Origin of the sequence: Enterobacter sp. BNK-18, assembly GCF_047456135.1 — a bacterium.
Taxonomy (GTDB): domain Bacteria; phylum Pseudomonadota; class Gammaproteobacteria; order Enterobacterales; family Enterobacteriaceae; genus Enterobacter; species Enterobacter ludwigii.
Genome location: NZ_CP179899.1, coordinates 1,343,870 through 1,365,400 on the forward strand (window position 1 = coordinate 1,343,870; position 21,531 = coordinate 1,365,400).

At 60.1% G+C, this 21,531-nt stretch carries 3 protein-coding genes; all 3 read left to right on the top strand.

Going from position 1 to position 21,531, the window contains the following annotated elements; translation table 11 throughout:
- The first annotated feature begins 68 nt into the window (after positions 1-68).
- The 3 genes from ACMGG3_RS06490 (at position 69) to ACMGG3_RS06500 (ending at position 21,503) form a co-directional block, all read left to right on the top strand.
- On the top strand, positions 69-18,074 hold the full coding sequence (locus tag ACMGG3_RS06490; protein ID WP_414149712.1) for an Ig-like domain-containing protein: 18,006 nt from the start codon (positions 69-71) through the stop codon (positions 18,072-18,074).
- Between the two features lie 76 nt (positions 18,075-18,150).
- Positions 18,151-20,331 carry a type I secretion system permease/ATPase gene (locus tag ACMGG3_RS06495; protein WP_414149713.1) on the top strand — a complete coding sequence of 727 codons (2,181 nt, stop codon included), beginning with the start codon at positions 18,151-18,153 and terminating at the stop codon, positions 20,329-20,331.
- Positions 20,328-21,503 (top strand): HlyD family type I secretion periplasmic adaptor subunit, encoded by a 1,176-nt coding sequence (locus ACMGG3_RS06500; protein WP_020884204.1) that lies wholly within the window; start codon positions 20,328-20,330, stop codon positions 21,501-21,503. The genes ACMGG3_RS06495 and ACMGG3_RS06500 overlap by 4 nt, the downstream gene beginning before the upstream one ends.
- Positions 21,504-21,531 lie beyond the last annotated feature (28 nt).

Here is a 21,531-nt window from a genome sequence, read left to right on the forward strand (position 1 = left end):
CCCAGGGATAGCTACATCCATTTGGTGGACATATCCACAGGAATCCGGACACCTGCAAGGAGAGGAAAATGAGTAACGTAAAAATTGTTGATGTCATCATTCGCAAAACGGCCGAGAAAACGAAATTAACCGGAGATGGTAATTTGTCGGTTTCTATTTCTTCGCCGAGTGTGATTGAAATTCAGGGTTCTGCTCAGGATGTTGTGCGTTATGTTCGCCAGGGTAAAGACCTGCTTATTTATATGAAAGACGGCAGCGTTATTCGCTGCAATAACTATTTTGTTGAAGATCCACAGACCCATAATCAATCAGAACTGGTCTTCAACGATCAGCAGGAACTGACGCATATTTCTTTTGCCGATGCCGGGGAAGCGTCTGGCGTTGCTGTTACCGAGTTAACCGCGCAGGCTACGCCGGTTGCCAGCATTGAGCCTTTCCTTGAGCAGGGAAGCGTTCTCAATGACGCGCCATGGGGATGGATTGCAGGCGCTGCGTTGGGCGGCGGTGCCATTGGCGCACTGCTGGCGCACGGGAGTGACGGCGAAACCAAAACCAAAGTCATCGACAACACCAAAGATGTTGAAAGCGCGACGCCGACCTTTTTGCTGACGGACAACGCGGGTGATAAGCAGGGTGTGCTGAGTGGAAAAGCGATCACGGACGACAACACCCCAACCTTTAGCGGTACCGGGCAGCCGGGCGCGACCATTCAGGTTAAAGACAGCAGCGGAAGCACCATTGCCAGCACCATGGTCGGGAAAGAGGGTACCTGGACCGTAAAACTCCCGACTCAGGCTGACGGCGAACATACCTGGTCTGTCGTGCAAATCGACGGGAGCAAAACGACGCAGGCGGGCAGCATTACCGTCACAATTTCTACCGCTGACGCCAGCATCACGCTGGGGACAACGGCCGGTGACAACGTGATCAATGCCAGCGAACACTCCGCTGGCTTTACGCTGTCCGGCACCAGCAAAAATCTGGCGCAGGGAACCGGGCTTACCGTCACGCTGAACGGCAAAACCTACACGGCGGAAGTGGGGGCCGGCGGCGCATGGAGTGTGAACGTGCCTGCCGCGGATGCACAGGCGCTGGGTGACGGCACCTGGACGGTGAACGTCAGCGGTAAAGACGCCGCGGGCAATACCGTGAGCGGCAGCCAGACGATAGGTGTGGATACCAACGCGCCAGCGCTTTCTGTTGATACGATTGCGCAGGACAACATCATCAACGCGGCTGAGCACAACCAGGCGCTGACGCTCACCGGTAAAACCGATGCGGAAGCCGGCCAGATTGTGACGGTAACGCTCAACGGGAAAAATCATACCGCCACGGTGGGGAGCAACGGCACGTGGTCCGTTACGCTTCCCGCCAGCGAGGTGCAATCGCTGGCGAATGGCGACCATACGCTAACGGTGAACGTCAGCGATAAAGCGGGGAACGGATCTTCCACGACCGTCGATTTCACCGTGGATACCGCCGCCCCGGTCGTGACGATTAACACCGTTGCTGACGACAATATCCTCAATACCAGCGAGCAGGGCCAGGCGCAGATTATTTCCGGTACGGCGAGCGGCGCCGCAGCAGGGGATGTCGTGAGCGTAACCGTTGGCGGTCAGACCTTCACCGGTGTGGTGCAGGCGGACGGCAGCTGGAGCGTGGGTGTGCCTGCGTCTGTGGTGGGCTTGCTGGGAGAAGGCAACCACAACATTACGGTTTCCGTTACCGATGCCGCGGGCAATACCGGCAGCGCCACACACGGCATTACGCTGAGCGGTAACCCACCGGAATTTACCGTTCATGCCATCAGCCAGGATAACGTTCTCAATGCTCAGGAGGCTATGCAGCCGCTGAGTCTGACCGGCACCAGCACGCTGCCAGACGGCAGCGCCATCACCGTGACGCTGAACAACGTCAATTATCAAACCGTTGTCGAGAACGGGAACTGGTCAGTTCAGGTACCGGTTTCCGACGTCCTGCAACTGGCGAACACGCTGTACACCGTCAGCGTCAGCGGTACCGACAGCGTGGGCAACAGCGGCTCAGCAGAGGCCACACTGCTGGTTGATACCGTGTTGCCACAGGTGGTCATTAATACCTTTGCCGGCGACAACCGGGTGAATAACGCCGAAGTGGCCGCCGATCAAACGATCAGCGGTCGTGTCACGGGTGCAGCGGCAGGGGATACGGTGTCTGTTTCCGTTGGCGGCAAGCATTACAGCGCCACCGTGGGTAGCGATCTGACCTGGAACCTCACTATCCCGTCTGCGGATCTCAAGGCATTCGGCGACGGCGACCTGACCATTACCGCGTCAGTCACCAACAGCCACGGCAATACGGGCAGCGGCGAGCGCGATATCAATATCAACGCGGCGCTGCCGGGTCTGCGCGTCAACACCCTTTCCGGTGATGACGTGATCAATGCCATTGAGCAGCATCAGGATCTTACCGTGACCGGCTCCAGCAGCCATCTGGCCGCAGGCACGCAGATCACCGTCACCATCAATAACGTCGATTATGTCACCGTGGTCAACGCCACCGGTGGCTGGCAGATTGGTGTCCCGGCGAGCGACCTCCAGTCCTGGACGCCGGGCCATATCGCGGTGCACGTCAGTGCAGAAGATGCGTGGGGCAATGCCGTTGCCGCTGAACATCCGATCGAACTCGACCTGAACGCCGTGGCGGTGACTGTTGATGTCATCTCCGGTGATGACCGGCTGAACGCGGCGGAAAAAGGCAGCGATCTCACGCTCTCTGGCCAGACGCAGGGCGTGGAAGCCGGGCAGACTGTGGTGGTGAAATTCGCCGATCGGACCTATACCGCGCAGGTGCAGCAGGACGGCTCCTGGAGCCTGACCGTACCGGCCAGCGCCATGGAAACGTTGATTGACGGCCGCGCGCAGGTGAGCGTCAGCGTGACGAACGTTAACGGCAACAGCGCCGATGCGTCGCGCGTGGTGACGGTCGATACGCTGCCTCCGGACATCACGATCAATAATCTGACCGATGACAACATCATCAGTGCCGCCGAAGCACAGCAGGATGTCGTGTTAAGCGGTAGCAGCACGGCGGAAGCGGGCCAGACGGTCACCGTCGCGCTGAACGGTAAAACCTACCAGACCACCGTTCAACATGACGGTAGCTGGCAACTGACAGTACCTGCCGCGGACGTCGGCGCACTGGCCGATGGCACCGTCACGGTAACGGCAACCGTGAGCGATGTGGCAGGTAACAGCAGCAGCACGGATCGCGTCGGGCTGGTGGATGCCACCGTACCGCAGGTGACCATTAACGATTTTGTCACCGATACCAATACCATTAACCAGCTTGCCCATACCCAGGCGCAGGTCCTCAGCGGCTCCGTGACCGGAGCGGCAGCGGGTGATTGGGTCACGGTGACCATCAATAACGTGGATTACACCACCGTGGTGGATGCGGCGGGCAACTGGAGCCTCGGCCTGCCTGCGTCTGTGGTACAGGGCCTGGCGGACGGAACCTGGACGATTACGGTCTCTGTGACCGATCAATCTGGCAACACCGGCAGCAGCACGCTGGAGGTGGTGGTTAATACCGTGACGCCGGAGATAGGTATTCACACTCTGGCGGCGGACGACGTGATTAACGCCACCGAAAAAGGCGAAAACCTGCTGCTTTCCGGAACCAGCAACCAGCCAGAAGGCACCCCGATCACCGTGGCCCTGAATGGCATTCACTACACCGCCATTACGGATGCCAGCGGTAACTGGCGTGTTACCGTACCGGCCTCCGCAGTAAGCGCGCTGGGCGAGGCGCACTACACGGTGACGGCGAGCGTCACGGACAGTGTGGGTAATAGCGCGTCGGCCACGCATGATGTGCTGGTAGACAGCTCGCTGCCGGTGGTCACGCTCAACACGCTGGCGGGCGATAACATCATCAACGCGGCGGAACTGGCGGCAGGCCAGACCCTGACGGGGAAAGTCGCCAACGCGGCGGCAGGCGACATTGTCACCCTTACCCTGGGCGGCCAGACGTATACCGTTGCGGTGCAGGACGATCTTACCTGGAGCCTGCCGTTAACCCAGAGCCAGTTAACCGCGCTCGGTAACGGTGAGTTGACGGTTACGGCCAGCGTGACGAATGCGCACGGAAACACCGGTTCTGCCGCGCTGGACTTCACCATCGACGCCCAGTTGCCTGGTCTGCGTATTGATACCGTGGCGGGCGACGATGTTATCAATATCATCGAGCACGGGCAGAATCTCATTGTTTCCGGTACCAGCACCGATCTGGCAGCGGGCAGCACCGTTACCGTGACCATTAACAACATTGAGTACGTCGCCACGGTCCTGGCCGATGGAACCTGGAAAGCGGCTGTGCCTGCGGCGGATGTCAGCCAGTGGCCGGACGGTCCTCTCAACATTACAGCCCGCGCACAGGATGCTTCCGCCAACCCGGTGAATATCGGGACCGTGGTGGATGTCGATCTCGCCCCGGTCGCGATAAGCGTTAACAGCGTGACCCCTGATAACGTGCTCAATGCGGCAGAGAAGGGACACGATCTGGCGCTCTCGGGCACCACGTCTGGGATCGAAGCCGGTCAGACGGTGACGGTCACCTTTGGTGGCAAAAGCTACACCACCACCGTGGATGCGAATGGCAACTGGGCTTACACCGTTCCGGCTGCGGATGTAAGCGGCCTGAAAGAGGGCGATGCCCGCGTTCAGGTGAGCGTGAGCAACGTGAATGGCAACCCGGCGTCTTCGTCACACGAATTCAGCGTCGATACCACTGCGCCGGCGGTCACCATCAATACGGTCAGTCACGACAACATGCTCAATGCGGCAGAGGCGGCACAGGATCTCACCCTGAGCGGCACCTCGACTGCCGAAGCGGGGCAGACGGTCACGGTGACCTTTAATGGCAATCAATACACCGCACAGGTACAGGCTGACGGCAGCTGGACGCTTGACGTGCCGGCAGCCGATCTGGCCGGTATCACCGACGGCACAGCCGTCGTTACGGCGACCGTGTCGGATAAAGCCGGTAACCCGGCCAGCACGGATGCGTCTGTGCTGGTGGACACCACCGTGCCGCAGATCACCTTCAACACCGTTGCCGGTGATGACATTTTGAATATTGCTGAACACGGTCAGGCGCTGATCGTTTCTGGCACAGTCACCGGGGCACAGGCAGGCGACGTGATCACCGTGACGCTGAACGGTAAAAATTACAGCGCAATGCTGGACGCGTCCGGCAACTGGAGTATGGGTATTCCGGCGGCTGACGTGGGCGCGCTGGGCAATGGCGACCATACGATGTCTGCGACCCTCACCGACAAAGCGGGCAACAGCACCACACAGACGCATGAGATTGCGGTTTCCCTGACCGCTCCGGTTATCGCTATCAATACCGTTGCGGGCGATGATGTGATCAATGCCATCGAGAAAGGCGAAGATCTGCAACTCTCCGGCACCAGCAACCAGCCGGACGGCACCACGATCGTCGTGACCCTGAATGGCATTAACTACACTGCCACGACTGACGCCAGCGGCAACTGGAGCGTGACGGTACCGGCAGCAAACGTCTCGGCGCTGGGCGAAGCGAACTACACCGTTACCGCGAGCGTGACCGATACCGCAGGCAACAGCGCGAGCACCAGCCATCAGGCACTTGTCGACAGTGCGCTACCGGTGGTGACCGTTAACGCTGTCGCCATTGATGATGTCATCAATGCGGCGGAAGTGACTGCGGGACAGACCCTGAGCGGAAAAGTCAGCGGTGCCGCAAGTGGTGACACTGTCACGATTTCAATGGGGGGCAACACCTGGACCGCCACCGTTGAGGATGATCTGAGCTGGTCGGTCAATGTGCCGCCTGAAGTCTTAAAGGCCATTGGCAACGGCGATTTGACCGTGACGGCAAGCGTCACTAACGGTCACGGCAATACTGGCTCCGGCAGCCGCGACATCACCATTGATGCCAACCTGCCGGGTCTGCGGGTCGATACCGTGGCGGGCGACGATGTGATTAACAGCATCGAGCATGGTCAAAACCTGATTATTAGCGGCTCCAGTGATGGGCTGAAAACAGGTACTGCGTTGACGGTGACCGTCAATGGTAAAACCTATGCGGCGACGGTTCTGGCAGACGGGACCTGGACGGCAGCGATCCCGGCCGCCGACGTCAGCGCGCTGAGCGCAGGCAAGGTGACGGTAACCGTTGAGGGTCAGAGCACCGCAGGAAACCCGGTGACGATCGCGCATGACGTCACGGTCGATCTGGCCGCGGTGGCGATCAGCGTCAACGCGATTGCCACCGACGACGTGATCAACGCGGCGGAAAAAGGCACGGACCTGGTCCTGTCGGGTACCACCACCCACGTCGAAGCCAACCAGACCGTGTATATCACCTTCGGCGGCAAGTCTTACACCGCGACCGTGGATGCCAGCGGTAACTGGACCGCTACCGTGCCTTCTGCTGATTTAGGCAGCCTGAAGGAGGGCGATGCCAGCGTGCAGGTTAGCGTTACCAACGTGAACGGTAACAGCGCGTCAGCGGGCCGTGAATACAGCGTGGATACGACCGCGCCGACGGTCTCTATCGACATTGTCAGCGACAACAACATCATTAATGCGTCTGAAGCGCAGCAGGATTTGGTGGTTAACGGCATTACAAACGCGGAAGCGGGTCAGACCGTGACCGTGACGCTGAACGGCAAGGATTACACCACCACCGTGCAGGCGGATGGCAGCTGGAGCCTGAGCGTACCGTCAACCGACCTGAGCGGCATTATCGACGGAAACTACACCATCACCGCGGCGGTATCCGACAAAGCGGGTAACCCGGCCTCGGTGGATCGTGACGTGCTGGTGGATACCACGGTGCCACAGTTGACCATTCACACCGTTTCGGATGACGACGTCATCAACAGCGTTGAGCACGCGCAGGCGTTGATTGTCACCGGGTCTGTCACCGGCGCGGCAGCGGGTGATGTGGTCACCGTCACCATCAATAATAAATCTTACACCGCCACGCTGGATGCTGCGGGCAACTGGAGCGTGGGAGTGCCTGCGGCCGACGTCAATGCTCTGGCCGCCGGGGATCACAGCATCACCGCGACCCTGACCGATAAAGCGGGTAACAGCAACAGTGCGACGCACGACGTGGCCGTCAACCTTACCGCTCCGGTGCTGACCATTGACACCGTTTCAGACGACGATGTCATCAATAGCACCGAGAAAACGCAGGATCTCACCCTCACCGGCACCGCGTCAGGTCTGGCGGCGGGCGCGCTCGTCACCGTGATGCTGAACGGCAAAGCCTACAGCGCGACGGTGGATGATAACGGGCTGTGGACGGCTACCGTTCCGGCGGATCAGGTCGGCGCACTGGGTGAAGCGATCTACACCCTCACGGCGTCTGCTACCGATGCTGTTGGCAACAGTACCAGCGTGACTCACACCGTGAACGTGGAGTATGTCCTGCCGGGTGTCACCATCAACACCGTGGCTGGCGACGATATTATCAATACCGCGGAGCTGGCGACCGGCCAGACTCTCAGCGGTACCGTGGTGAATGCCGAAGCGGGCAACACCGTCACCGTGACCCTCGGCGGTAACACCCTGACCGCAACGGTGCAGGATGACCTGACCTGGTCCGTCAACGTACCGCAGTCCGTGTTAACCGCACTGGGTAACGGCGAACTGACCGTCACCGCCAGCGTGACTAACGGCGTGGGCAACAGCGGCTCCGGCGAGCGCGATATCACCATCGACGCCAGCCTGCCGGGCCTGCGCGTGGATACCGTGGCGGGTGACGATGTGATCAATAGCATCGAGCATGGTCAGAACCTGATCGTGACCGGCACCAGCGAAGGACTGGCGGCAGGGACCGCACTGACCGTAACGGTAAATAATAAAACCTATCCGGCCACCGTGCTGGCTGACGGCACCTGGAGTGCGGCTATTCCGGCGGCCGATGTTGGCGCGCTGGCGGCAGGCACGGTAGCGGTCAGCGTTGAGGGGCAGAACAGCGCCGGTACGCCGGTGTCTATTAGCCACAATGTGACGGTGGACCTTGCGGCGGTCGCCATCGGGATTGACGCCATTGCCACGGATGATGTGATTAACGCGGCTGAGAAGGGCGCGGACCTGGTGCTCTCTGGCACCACCTCCAACGTGGAGGAGAATCAGACCGTCAGCATCCTCTTCGGCGGTAAAACCTATACGGCGTCGGTGGATGCTGACGGCAAATGGACGGCGACGGTACCGTCTGCTGACCTGGCCGGCCTGAAAGAGGGCGATGCCAGCGTGCAGGTGAGCGTCACCAACGTGAACGGCAACAGCGCGTCTGCGGGCCGCGAGTACAGCGTGGATACCACTGCGCCGTCCGTAACGATTAACACCCTGGCGGCTGACGACATACTGAATGCGACCGAAGCGAAAGCTGACCTGACGGTGTCCGGTACCAGCACCGCCGAAGCGGGCCAGACGGTCACCGTGAGCCTGAACGGGAAGGACTACACCACCACCGTGGGCGCAGACGGCAACTGGACGCTGGACGTTCCGGCAGCCGACCTGGCGGCGCTCACGGACGGCAGCGTGACCGTGACGGCCGCCGTCAGTGACAAGGCGGGTAACCCGGCCTCGGTGGCTCACAACCTGACGGTCGACGTGACGGTGCCGGTCGTGACCATCAACACCGTGGCGGGCGACGACGTGATTAACGTGGCTGAGCATGCGCAGGCGCAGATCGTCAGCGGCTCTGCCACCGGCGCGGCGGCGGGCGATAAAGTCACCGTGACCGTTGGCAGCCAGACCTACACCACCGTGCTGGACGCCGCGGGTAACTGGAGCGTGGGTGTTCCGGCGAACGTGATTTCCGCGCTGCAGGATGGCACAGTGACGGTCAGCGTCAGCGTCACCGATGCCGCGGGCAATACCGGATCCGGCACCCATAACGTGACCGTCGATACCGGGCTGCCTTCCGTGGGCTTCAGTACCCTCAGCGGCGACAACGTGCTGAACGCGGTGGAGAAAGGTCAGGATCTGAGCGTCAGCGGTACCAGCGCCAACCTTGCGGAAGGTACCCTGGTTACCGTGACCCTGAACGGCAAACAATACACCGCAACAACCGCGGCGGACGGCGGCTGGAGCCTGACGGTACCGGCAGCGGATCTGGCCGCGCTGGGTGAGGCGAACTACACCCTGAGCGCAACCGCGACGAACACCGTGGGTAACAGCGTCAGCAATACGGCGAACCTGCAGGTCGACACCGCGCTGCCGACCGTCATCATCAACACCGTGGCAGGTGACAACGTGATCAATGCAGCGGAAGTGGCGGCAGGCCAGACGATCGGCGGGAAAGTGGTGAACGCCGAAGCGGGTAATACCGTCACCGTTACGATGGGCGGTAACAGCTGGACGGCGACGGTGCAGGATGACCTGACCTGGTCCGTCAACGTGCCTTCAGAGGTGCTGACGGCGCTGGGTAACGGCGGACTGAGCGTGACGGCCACCGTCACCAACGGACACGGCAATACCGGTTCCGGCGAACGCGATATCACCATTGACGCCAGCCTGCCGGGCCTGCGTGTCGATACCGTGGCAGGTGACGATGTGATTAACAGCATCGAGCATGGTCAGAACCTGATTGTCAGCGGCTCCAGCGATGGGCTGGCAGCGGGCACGACACTGACCGTCACCGTGAACGGCAAAACCTATGCGGCGTCCGTACTGGCGGACGGGACCTGGAACGCAGCCGTGCCGGCCGCAGACGTCAGCGCGTGGCCGGAAGGCACCGTGAAAATTACCGTTACCGGCGATAGCCCGACGGGCAACCCGATGACCATCAGCCACGACGTGACGGTGGATCTGGCGACCGTGGCGATCAGCATTAACGCCATCGCTACCGACGACGTGATTAACGCGGCAGAAAAAGGGACCGATCTGGTGCTGTCAGGTGCGACCACCAACGTGGAAGCCGGACAGACCGTCTCCCTCGCCATGGGCGGTAAAATCTATACCACCACTGTCGATGCCAGCGGTAACTGGACTTATACCGTACCGTCTGCTGACCTGGCCGGCCTGAAAGAGGGCGATGCCAGCGTGCAGGTGAGCGTCACCAACGTGAACGGCAACAGCGCGTCTGCGGGCCGCGAGTACAGCGTGGATACCACTGCGCCGTCCGTAACGATTAACACCCTGGCGGCTGACGACATACTGAATGCGACCGAAGCGAAAGCTGACCTGACGGTGTCCGGTACCAGCACCGCCGAAGCGGGCCAGACGGTCACCGTGAGCCTGAACGGGAAGGACTACACCACCACCGTGGGCGCAGACGGCAACTGGACGCTGGACGTTCCGGCAGCCGACCTGGCGGCGCTCACGGACGGCAGCGTGACCGTGACGGCCGCCGTCAGTGACAAGGCGGGTAACCCGGCCTCGGTGGCTCACAACCTGACGGTCGACGTGACGGTGCCGGTCGTGACCATCAACACCGTGGCGGGCGACGACGTGATTAACGTGGCTGAGCATGCGCAGGCGCAGATCGTCAGCGGCTCTGCCACCGGCGCGGCGGCGGGCGATAAAGTCACCGTGACCGTTGGCAGCCAGACCTACACCACCGTGCTGGACGCCGCGGGTAACTGGAGCGTGGGTGTTCCGGCGAACGTGATTTCCGCGCTGCAGGATGGCACAGTGACGGTCAGCGTCAGCGTCACCGATGCCGCGGGCAATACCGGATCCGGCACCCATAACGTGACCGTCGATACCGGGCTGCCTTCCGTGGGCTTCAGTACCCTCAGCGGCGACAACGTGCTGAACGCGGTGGAGAAAGGTCAGGATCTGAGCGTCAGCGGTACCAGCGCCAACCTTGCGGAAGGTACCCTGGTTACCGTGACCCTGAACGGCAAACAATACACCGCAACAACCGCGGCGGACGGCGGCTGGAGCCTGACGGTACCGGCAGCGGATCTGGCCGCGCTGGGTGAGGCGAACTACACCCTGAGCGCAACCGCGACGAACACCGTGGGTAACAGCGTCAGCAATACGGCGAACCTGCAGGTCGACACCGCGCTGCCGACCGTCATCATCAACACCGTGGCAGGTGACAACGTGATCAATGCAGCGGAAGTGGCGGCAGGCCAGACGATCGGCGGGAAAGTGGTGAACGCCGAAGCGGGTAATACCGTCACCGTTACGATGGGCGGTAACAGCTGGACGGCGACGGTGCAGGATGACCTGACCTGGTCCGTCAACGTGCCTTCAGAGGTGCTGACGGCGCTGGGTAACGGCGGACTGAGCGTGACGGCCACCGTCACCAACGGACACGGCAATACCGGTTCCGGCGAGCGTGATATCTCCATCGATGCCAGCCTGCCGGGCCTGCGTATCGATACCGTGGCAGGCGACGATGTGATTAACAGCATCGAGCATGGTCAGAACCTGATTGTCAGCGGCTCCAGCGATGGGCTGGCGGCGGGGACCATGCTTACGGTAACGGTGAACGGCAAAACCTATGCGGCGTCCGTACTGGCGGACGGGACCTGGAACGCGGCTATTCCGGCGGCGGATGTAAGCGCGCTGCCGGCAGGAACGGTAACCGTTACCGTTGCAGGCCAAAGCACCACGGGCAACCCGGTGACCATCAGCCATGACGTCACTGTTGATCTGGCGACCGTCGCCATCAGCATTGATACCATTGCCGTTGACGATGTGATTAACGCGGCGGAGAAAGGGGCAGATCTGCTGCTTTCCGGCACCACCAGCAACGTGGAAGCCAACCAGACCGTCAGCATCACCTTTGGCGGTAAGCACTACACGGCCACCGTTGATACCAGCGGTAACTGGACGGCGACTGTACCGTCTGCTGACCTGGCCGGTCTGAAAGACGGCGATGCCAGCGTACAGGTGAGCGTCACCAACGTGAACGGCAACAGCGCCTCAGCAGGGCGCGAATACAGCGTCGATGCGACCGCGCCTGCCGTGACGATTGATACGGTTGCCGGCGACAACGTGATCAACGCCAGCGAAGCGTCTGCAGGTGTGGCCATCACCGGCACCACCACGGCAGAAGCGGGTCAGACGGTCACCGTAACGCTCGGTGATAAGCAGTACACCGCGCAGGTTCAGGCAGGCGGCACGTGGAGTGTGAATGTGCCCGGGGCCGACCTGACCGCGATGGCCGACAACGGCTACACCGTACAGGTTAGCGTGAGCGATGCGGCCGGTAACCCAGGCAGCGCGGATAAAGCCATTACCCTTGACACCACGCCACCGGTTATCAGCTTTAACGCGGTCGCCGTTGATGATGTGATCAACAGCGTGGAGCATGCGCAGGCGCAGATCGTCAGCGGTAGTGCAACCGGTGCAAACGTCGGCGACAGGCTGGTGATTACCGTCGGGTCTCATCAGTACACGACAACCGTGGATGCGAGCGGCAACTGGAGTGTGGGCGTACCGGCCAGCGTCATTTCCTCGCTGGCTGACGGCACTGCGACCCTCAGCGCCACCATTACCGACAGTGCGGGCAACAGCAGCACGAAGACCCATGATGTGGTGGTCAACACGGCCTCGGTGGCGCTGACCGTGAATACCATTGCCGGCGACGACGTGATCAACGCGGCAGAAGCAGGCACCTCGCTGGTGATTAACGGCTCGAGCGCGCAGTTTGCCAGCGGGACGCAGGTCACGGTAACCCTGAACGGCAAAAGCTACACCGCCACCATTCAGAGTGACGGCTCCTGGACGACTACCGTGCCGGCTGCTGATGTGGGCGCACTGACCGATGGCGGACATTATCCTGTCTCCGTTGCTGCCCAGGACAGCGCGGGCAACAGCGCGTCGGCAACGCACGGCATCAGCGTGGATACCACCGCGCCGGTGATCGGCGTGAATACGCTCTCTGGCGACGACGTGTTAAATGCAGCAGAAGCACAGCAGCCGCTGACCGTGCACGGTTCTACCAGCGCGGAAGCCGGGCAGACCGTTACCGTAACGCTGGGGGGTAAAACCTACAGCGCAACGGTGGCGAACGATGGTACGTGGACGCTGGATGTGCCGGCCGCCGACCTGGCGGCCCTGAATGAAGGGGCGCTGACGCTGACCGCTTCAGTCAACGATAAAGCGGGTAACAGCGGACAGACCACTCACACCCTGACGGTGGATACCGTGGCGCCAACCGTAACCATCGGCACTGTGGCGGATGACGATATTGTCAATAACGCCGAGCAGCTGGCAGGCCAGACCATCAGCGGCACCACCACGGCGGAGCAGGGCCAGACGGTGACGGTTTCCTTCAACGATCACCGCTATCAGGCGACCGTGGGGGCGGACGGCTCGTGGTCGGTCTTTGTGCCGGGGCATGATTTCCTCGGCCTGAGCGACGGGAATTACACCCTAACGGCGACGGTGAACGATAAGGCCGGTAACTCGGGCAGCGCGACGCACGACGTGACGCTAAACGGTGATGTCCCGAGCATAACTATCCACACCTTTGCGCAGGACGATATCGTCAGCGCCGCTGAACATGGTATCCCTCTGGTGGTCAGTGGTACCACCGACGCGCCTGCGGGCCAGACGGTGACCATCACCCTGAACGGCAAAACCTACACCACAACCGTGCAGGCTGACGGTAGCTGGAACTATACCGTAGGCAGTGCAGACGTGACCGCGCTGGCAGACGGAGGATCGTATGTGATCCATGCCCAGGTGAGTAATACCATCGGTAACACTGCCAGCGACGATCACACCGTGACCGTGGATCTGACCGCGCCGTCAATGGGGATCAGTATCGACGCCCTGCAAAACGATACCGGGCTGAGCGCGAGTGATTTCATCACCAACGACAGCCAGATTATTGTTAACGGTTCATTGACCGCGCAGCTCGGCAATAACGAGAAAGCGCAGATCAGCGTGGACGGCGGGGCGAGCTGGATTGACCTGGCCGTCACGGGCACCACCTGGCGCTACACCGATGACCGCACCCTGACGGACGGTACGTATCAGTACCAGGTCCGCGTGATTGATAACGCGGGTAACGTAGGGGCAACGGACAGCCAGAACGTGGTGGTGGATCTCACCGCGCCTGCGGCGACGACCATTACGGTCGATTCCGTCAGTCAGGATACCGGTTTGTCTGGCAGCGACTTTATCACCAGCGATAACCAGATCAGCCTGAAAGGGACGCTCGGTGCGGCGCTGGGGAGTGGCGATCACGCGCAGATCAGCCTCGACGGCGGCGTAACCTGGACGGATGTCAGCGTCAGCGGACTGAGCTGGACCTGGGTTGATACCCGCACGCTGGCGGACGGCGATTATAACTATCAGCTTCGCGTGATTGACGATGCGGGCAATATCAGCGCCACCACCAGCCAGGTGGTCACCATTGATACCGTGGCACCCGATGCCAGTAAAACCATCGCCATTGACAGCATCAGCGATGACACTGGCCTGAGCAGCAGCGACTTTATCACCCATGATACCTCGCTGACGCTGCATGGCTCGCTCGGTGCGACGCTGGCTGACGGCGAATATGCGCAAATCAGCATCGACGGTGGCGTGACCTGGCAGAACGTGATTGTCACCGGCAACAGCTGGTACTACGTGGACGGCCGTACGTTGGGTAATGCCACCTATGACTATTATGTGCGCGTGGTGGATGCCGCAGGTAACGTGGGATCCAGTGCCCATCAGCAGGTGACTGTCGATACGGTCGCCCCGGATGCGGCGATTACGGTGACCGTGGATAACATCACCGTGGATACCGGCTTTGACAACAACGACTTCCTGACCAGTTCAACGTCCTACACCCTGAACGGGACGCTGGGGGCGCAACCCGGTGCGGGCGAGTATGTTCAGGTCAGTATGGATGGCGGCACCACCTGGGTTAACGCGACGGTGAATGGCACACAGTGGAGCTATAACGACACGCGTACCCTGACCGACGGTAGCTACAACTATCAGGTGCGGGTGGTCGATCTGGCCGGTAACGTCGGGGCAACCACGTCGCAGACGGTCACGGTTGATACCCACGCGCCTCAGTACGGCATCACCATTGACAGCATCAGTGAAGATACCGGGCAGTCCGGCACTGATTTCATCACCATGGACACCACGCTTACGCTCAACGGCTCGCTTGGCAGCGCGCTGGCCAATGATGAACGCGTGCAGATTAGCCTGGACGGCGGGAATACCTGGACAGATGCAACGGTAACCAACCAGCGCTGGAGCTACACCGATACCCGCGATCTGGCTGACGGTGATTACACCTATCAGGTGCGGATTATCGACCAGGCGGGCAACGTGGGCTCAACCTCATCGCAGGTGGTGACGGTGGATACCACGCCGCCAACCACCGTGGGCACCGTGGTGAGCTATACCGATGGCGAAGGTGAGCGTCTGGGCTCCTTTGGCAGCGCGATGGCGACGGATGACAGCTCGCCGCTGATCAACGGAACGCTGAACCGCGCGCCGGATGACGGTGAGATTGTGCAGCTTTATCGTGACGGGATCCTGCTGGGCCAGGTCACGATGAACGGTAGCGCAAGCTGGTCCTTCCAGGATAACGGCCTGAGCGATGGCAATCATACGTATATCCTGCGGGTAACCGATAAAGCCGGTAACTATACGGAATCGGACGGGTTTGTACTGAACGTCGATACCAGTATCCCGACCACCACGGCGGCAATTACCGCGCAGACAACATCGGATACCACGCCGATTGTCAGCGGAACGGTCTCCGCTGATCTGGTGAACGGCGAGTACCTGGTGGTGAATGTGAACGGTAAAACCTACACGTCGCAGACGGGCGGCGCGGTGGTGGTCGACCCGGATCACAACACCTGGTATCTGCAGATCCCGGACAGCGATGCACTGAGCGTTGCCAGCTATAACGTAACGGCACAGGTGAAGAGCAGCGCGGGTAACGGCAATACCACCGGGACGGCGAGCGGCAGCCTGGTGATTGATACCACCACGGTGAATACCAGCTGGGCCACCACGGCGGGCAACAGCGATAACTCGACCATGACCGTCGGCATGAACAGCAGCGGCCTGTGGAATATCATTGCTAACGGACAGTCCTATTCCAGCAGTGATGATTCTACCTACGCGGCGAACGCGCTGACTAATACGCGTGGCTACCCTGCCGTTAGCCAGACCGCTGCCGATTTTGACCGTAACGGCACGCAGGACATCTTTGCGACTGAAACCACCTACGGCGGGTCTACACAGGTGATGTGGACCTACGATGGCAGCACTTACAACGCCAGCCAACTGGGCATGGGAACCACTATCTGGTACGGCGGTGTCATTGCCTACGATAAAACCGGTGACGGGTATCTGGACCTTGCGTATGGCGATGCCGGTGCGGACTCCATTACCTACCTTATTAACAACAAGGGGGTACTCACGCCGGATGGGAGCTATGGCGGCGCCGGATTCTGGGGACAATTCACCACCATGCGTGAAATCTCCGGCGTCGACCTGAATAACGACGGCACCGTGGATGTGGTTCAGCACACCAACCGCAGCGGCGCGTACTCGCTTACCGTGATTAACAACAACGGTAACGGGACGTTATCCCTCGGTCAGAACCTGACTAACGTGTTTGTGGCAAACGTGGCGAATACCACCACTGCGGCGTCGATGACGTGGGCGGATTTCAACGGCGATGGCTACATGGATCTGTACCTGGGCAGCAGCTACAACAACAACGGCGGGGTGATCTACTACAACGACGGTACCGGGAAACTGTCCACCACCAAGAGCGCGGTTGAGGCCTCTAACGCGTCAGCAGGGTATCTGTCGGTGGCGGTGGACTGGAACGCTGACGGCCAGATGGACGTCATCAAGCTCAGTACCTACAGCGGATCGCAGACCGCAACCCTGTTTACCAACAACGGTTACGGTTCAAGCTGGACATCAAGTCAGCTGGCTTCCGGACTGGCGAACGTCACCGGTGTGGCCGCCGTGGATTACAACTGGGACGGCGCGCAGGATCTGCTGGTGTCGCAGCAGAACGGCAAAGTGGTGCTGGTGCAAAACAGCAAAACCGTTGCCGACGGCACGGCGATGCATCTGCACATTGTCGACAGTGAGGGTATCAACGCCTACTACGGTAATACGGTCAATCTGTATAACGCGGCGGGCGTACTGGTGGCCTCGCAGATCATCAACGCCCAGTCCGGTATTGGTTCGAACGATACCTCTGCACTGGTGAGTTTCTACGGTCTGGATCCGAATGAAACTTACTCGGCCGAGATCCTGAAAATCACCAATGGCGTGTCGGATAACGTCACCTGGAGCGGTCTGGAAGCCGGCAACGGCAAAGAGGGCTACGTCCTCACTGCCGAAGCAGCAACCGGAGGGCACAGCGGGACGCTTACCGGTACCGGGTATAACGATACCTTTATCGCCGAGGACGGCACGTATACCTATAACGGTTCCGGCGGCTGGACGACCCACTCGGATCACGACACCTGGAGTAACACCGGGGGGATGGACGTGGTGGACTACCGCAATGCGACATCCGGCGTGACCGTCGACCTGCGTCTTTCTACCGCGCAGGACACCGGGTTTGGTACCTCACGCCTGCTGAACATTGAGGGCATTAACGGCTCGGACTTTGACGATGTCATTACCGGCAACAGCGGTAACAACCAGTTCGAAGGCCGTGGCGGTAACGACACGTTCAATATTGGCAGCGGCGGTCACGATACGCTGCTCTACACGTTGATCAACGCCTCCAATGCCACAGGCGGTAACGGCAGTGATGTGGTGAACGGCTTTACGGTAGGCACCTGGGAAGGCACGGCGGATACGGACCGTATTGACCTGCGCGACCTGCTTTCAGGCAGCGGCTACACCGGTACGGGCTCAGCGAGCTATGTGAACGGGGTCGCCACGCTGGACGGCAGTGCGGGGAATATCACCGATTACATCCGCGTGGTGCAAAACGGCAGCAATACCGAAATCCAGGTTGACCTGGACGGTAGCGGCGGCCAGTTCTCACCCACAACGCTGGTCACGCTGAACGGCGTGCAGACCGATCTGGCTACGCTGCTGGCAAATCATCAACTGTTAATTGCGTAAAACTATGCCGCGAGGAGCGATCCTCGCGGCCTTTTGCGTAGCTATAACGAAGAGCGATAAAAGATTTCACAACATTATGAAGACACATCCACAGTACGAACCCTGGTTGCAGGGCATGCTCATCATCGCGAAGCACTATCGGCTGGACTTCTCGGCAGAGCATGTTCGGGTCACGATTAACCATGAAAGCCAGTCTCCACGCCAGCTGGTGCTGGAAGAGATGGCACGCCAGCTTGGGTTAGGGATGCGTATGGTGGCGGCCGACGCGGTCTCCCTCGACCCGTGGCGTTTACCTCTGCTTGCGGAATTTACTGGCGGACAAATCGCGGTCATTAACCGCATGGACAGCGAGGGCAACGTGAGCCTGCAGTTCAGCGGTGACGGCGGCCTGGAGACGACGCTGACGCGTGATGCGCTGTGCTCACGGTTGACAGGACTGCTGGTGCTGCGCCCGCTCGAGTCCACGCCGGATGCCCGGGTGGATGATTACATCAAACCGTATGAGAAAAACTGGTTCTGGCAGCTGGCCCTGAAGGACTGGCGACGCTACAGCGATATTATGCTGGTGGCGCTGGTCGCTAACGTCCTGGCCCTTTCCGGCATGGTCTTTTCCATGCAGGTGTATGACAGGGTGGTGCCCTCGCAATCGGAAGCCACGCTGTGGGTACTGTTTGGCGGCGTGATGATCGCCATTGTTTTCGAATTCATCATGCGCATGCTGCGCGTGCACATTTCGGATGTGGTGGGTAAACGCGCCGACCTGCGTATTTCTGAACGCGTTTTTGCACACGCGCTGCGGATTAAAAACGGAGCCCGCTCTAAGTCAACCGGGTCGTTTATTGCCCAGATCCGCGAACTGGAGTCGGTTCGTGAACTGATCACGTCCACCACCATTGCGGCCATCTCCGATCTGCCATTCTTCCTGCTGTTTGTGTTCATTTTGTGGATGATTGGCGGACCGCTGGTACTGGTTGTCCTGCTTGCCGTGCCGCTGCTGCTTATCCCGGGCCTGCTGGTCCAGCGCCCGCTGGGCAAACTGTCCAGCGAAGGGATGCGCGAGTCTGCCATTCGTAACGCCACGCTGGTGGAAGCGGTTCAGGGCATTGAAGACATCAAGCTGATGCGCGCTGAACAGCGCTTCCAGAATCAGTGGAATAACACCAATGATGTTGCCGCTAACGTCGGCATGAAGCAGCGCTGGCTGACCGGGCTGTTGCTGACCTGGACGCAGGAGGTGCAGTCGATTGTGTATGCCGTGGTGCTGCTGGTGGGGTGTTACCTGGTTATCAGCGGGGACATGACCACCGGTGCGCTGGTGGGGACCTCTATTCTCGCGTCGCGGACCATCGCGCCGCTGTCGCAAATTTCAGGCGTGCTCTCCCGCTGGCAGTCGGCGAAAGTGGCGCGTAAAGGACTCGACGATCTGATGCAGCGCCCGATTGACGATCCTCAGCAGGGCAAGAAGGTGCATAAAGCCCATCTGCGGGGGGATTATGCGCTGGAAGAGGTGGGGTTCTGGTACGACGATGAAGAAAAACTCACCGTTCTGAACATCAGCAAACTGCAGATTCGCGCCGGTGAGCGGGTGGCGGTGCTCGGACGCAATGGCTCCGGCAAAAGCACGCTGCTGCAACTGCTGGCAGGGATGCAGGCGCCTCAGCAGGGCAGCATTCTGCTGGATAATATCGCGTTGAACCACCTGGACCCGGCTGACGTGCGCCGCGACATGCAGCTGCTGAGCCAGCAGGCGCGGCTGTTCTTTGGCTCCGTGCGGGACAACATTCTGATGGGCAACCCGCTGGCCACCGACGATGAGATCCATCAGGCGCTGGTGAACAGTGGTGCGCTGGAGTTTGTCCGCAAACAGAAAATGGGGCTCAACTACATTATCAACGAAGGCGGCGCGGGCCTGTCCGGCGGGCAGCGTCAGGCGTTATTACTGGCTCGCGCCCTGATCACCTCTCCGAACATTTTGTTGCTGGATGAACCTACCGCCTGGCTTGACGAGATGAGTGAGAAGCAGTTTATCCAGCACCTTAAACCGTGGTTGGGCAAGCGCCGGACGCTGGTGGTCGCGACCCATCGTCTGCCTATTCTGGAACTGGTTGACCGTATCATCGTGCTGGAAAACGGCAAGGTGATCATGGATGGCCCGCGCGACGCCATCCTTCGCCAGCACGGTATGGCGCCGCAAAAAGCCTCACAGCGTACCGTGACCATGAAACCGACACCAGTAGCAGAGGAGGGCGTAGCATGACTGATTTCTCTCGCGTCAACAGCCGCCTGAAGGAGCCACGCTTGCCGCGGTCAACCTGGGTCGCCTGGTCGCTGTTCGCCCTGCTGGCGGTATTTATCACCTGGGCAAGCCTGTTCAGCCTTGATGAGGTCACCACCGGTAGCGGCAAGGTGATCCCCTCTTCCCACGAGCAGGTGATCCAGTCCCTCGAAGGGGGCATTATTCACAGTTTGCTGGTGCGTGAAGGCGACATCGTTGAGCGTGGTCAGCAGCTGGCACAGCTTGACCGGACGAAAACCGAATCAAGCGTGCTGGAAAGTGAATCGCGCCTGAATGCCGCGCTGGCAACCGCCTCGCGTCTGAAGGCCGAAGTGAACGACACGGCACTGGCTTTTCCGGCAGAGCTGGATGATGACGTTGAACTGGTCAAACAGGAAACGGCGCTGTATCAGTCTCGTCGCGAAAGTCTTGAGAAAGGGCTGGCAGGGTTACGGCAGGGGGCCGAACTGGTGCAGCGTGAGCTGTCGCTGACCCGTCCGCTGGTGACGCAGGGGGCAGCCAGTAAGGTGGAGGTGTTACGTCTTGAGCGTCAAAAAAATGAGCTTGAGAACAAAATCACCGAGATGAAAAACCAGTATTACGTTCGCGCCCGTGAAGAGCTGGCGAAAGCGAACGCGGAGATTGAAGCGCAACGTTCGGTGATGAAAGGGCGTGAAGATTCGTTGACCAGACTGACCTTCAATGCGCCGGTGCGCGGGATCGTTAAGGATATCGACGTGACAACCGTGGGAGGGGTGATTCCGCCAAACGGCAAGCTGATGAGCCTGGTTCCGCTTGATGACCAGATGGTGATTGAAGCGAAAATCTCGCCGCGCGATGTCGCCTTTATTCATCCGGGACAAAAAGCACTGGTGAAAGTGACCGCCTATGACTACTCCATTTACGGTGGGCTGGAGGGCGAGGTGACCATGATTTCGCCGGATACGCTTCAGGATGAGGTGAAAAGGGATGTGTATTACTATCGAGTCTATATTCGCACTGACAGTAACCATCTGACCAATAAACAAGGCAAAGCCTTCCCGGTGTTTCCGGGGATGATTGCGACCGTTGATATTAAAACAGGCAGTAAAACGATTCTGGATTATCTGTTGAAACCGCTTAATAAGGCGAAAGAGGCACTGCGGGAACGGTAAGCAAAGGGCGTTCGGGAAACCGAACGCC

Bases quoted from the DNA above. Each gene is read 5' to 3' on its own strand.
- ACMGG3_RS06490 (WP_414149712.1), top strand. From the start codon at position 69: ATGAGTAACGTAAAAATTGTTGATGTCATCATTCGCAAAACGGCCGAG.
- ACMGG3_RS06495 (WP_414149713.1), top strand. From the start codon at position 18,151: ATGAAGACACATCCACAGTACGAACCCTGGTTGCAGGGCATGCTCATC.
- ACMGG3_RS06500 (WP_020884204.1), top strand. From the start codon at position 20,328: ATGACTGATTTCTCTCGCGTCAACAGCCGCCTGAAGGAGCCACGCTTG.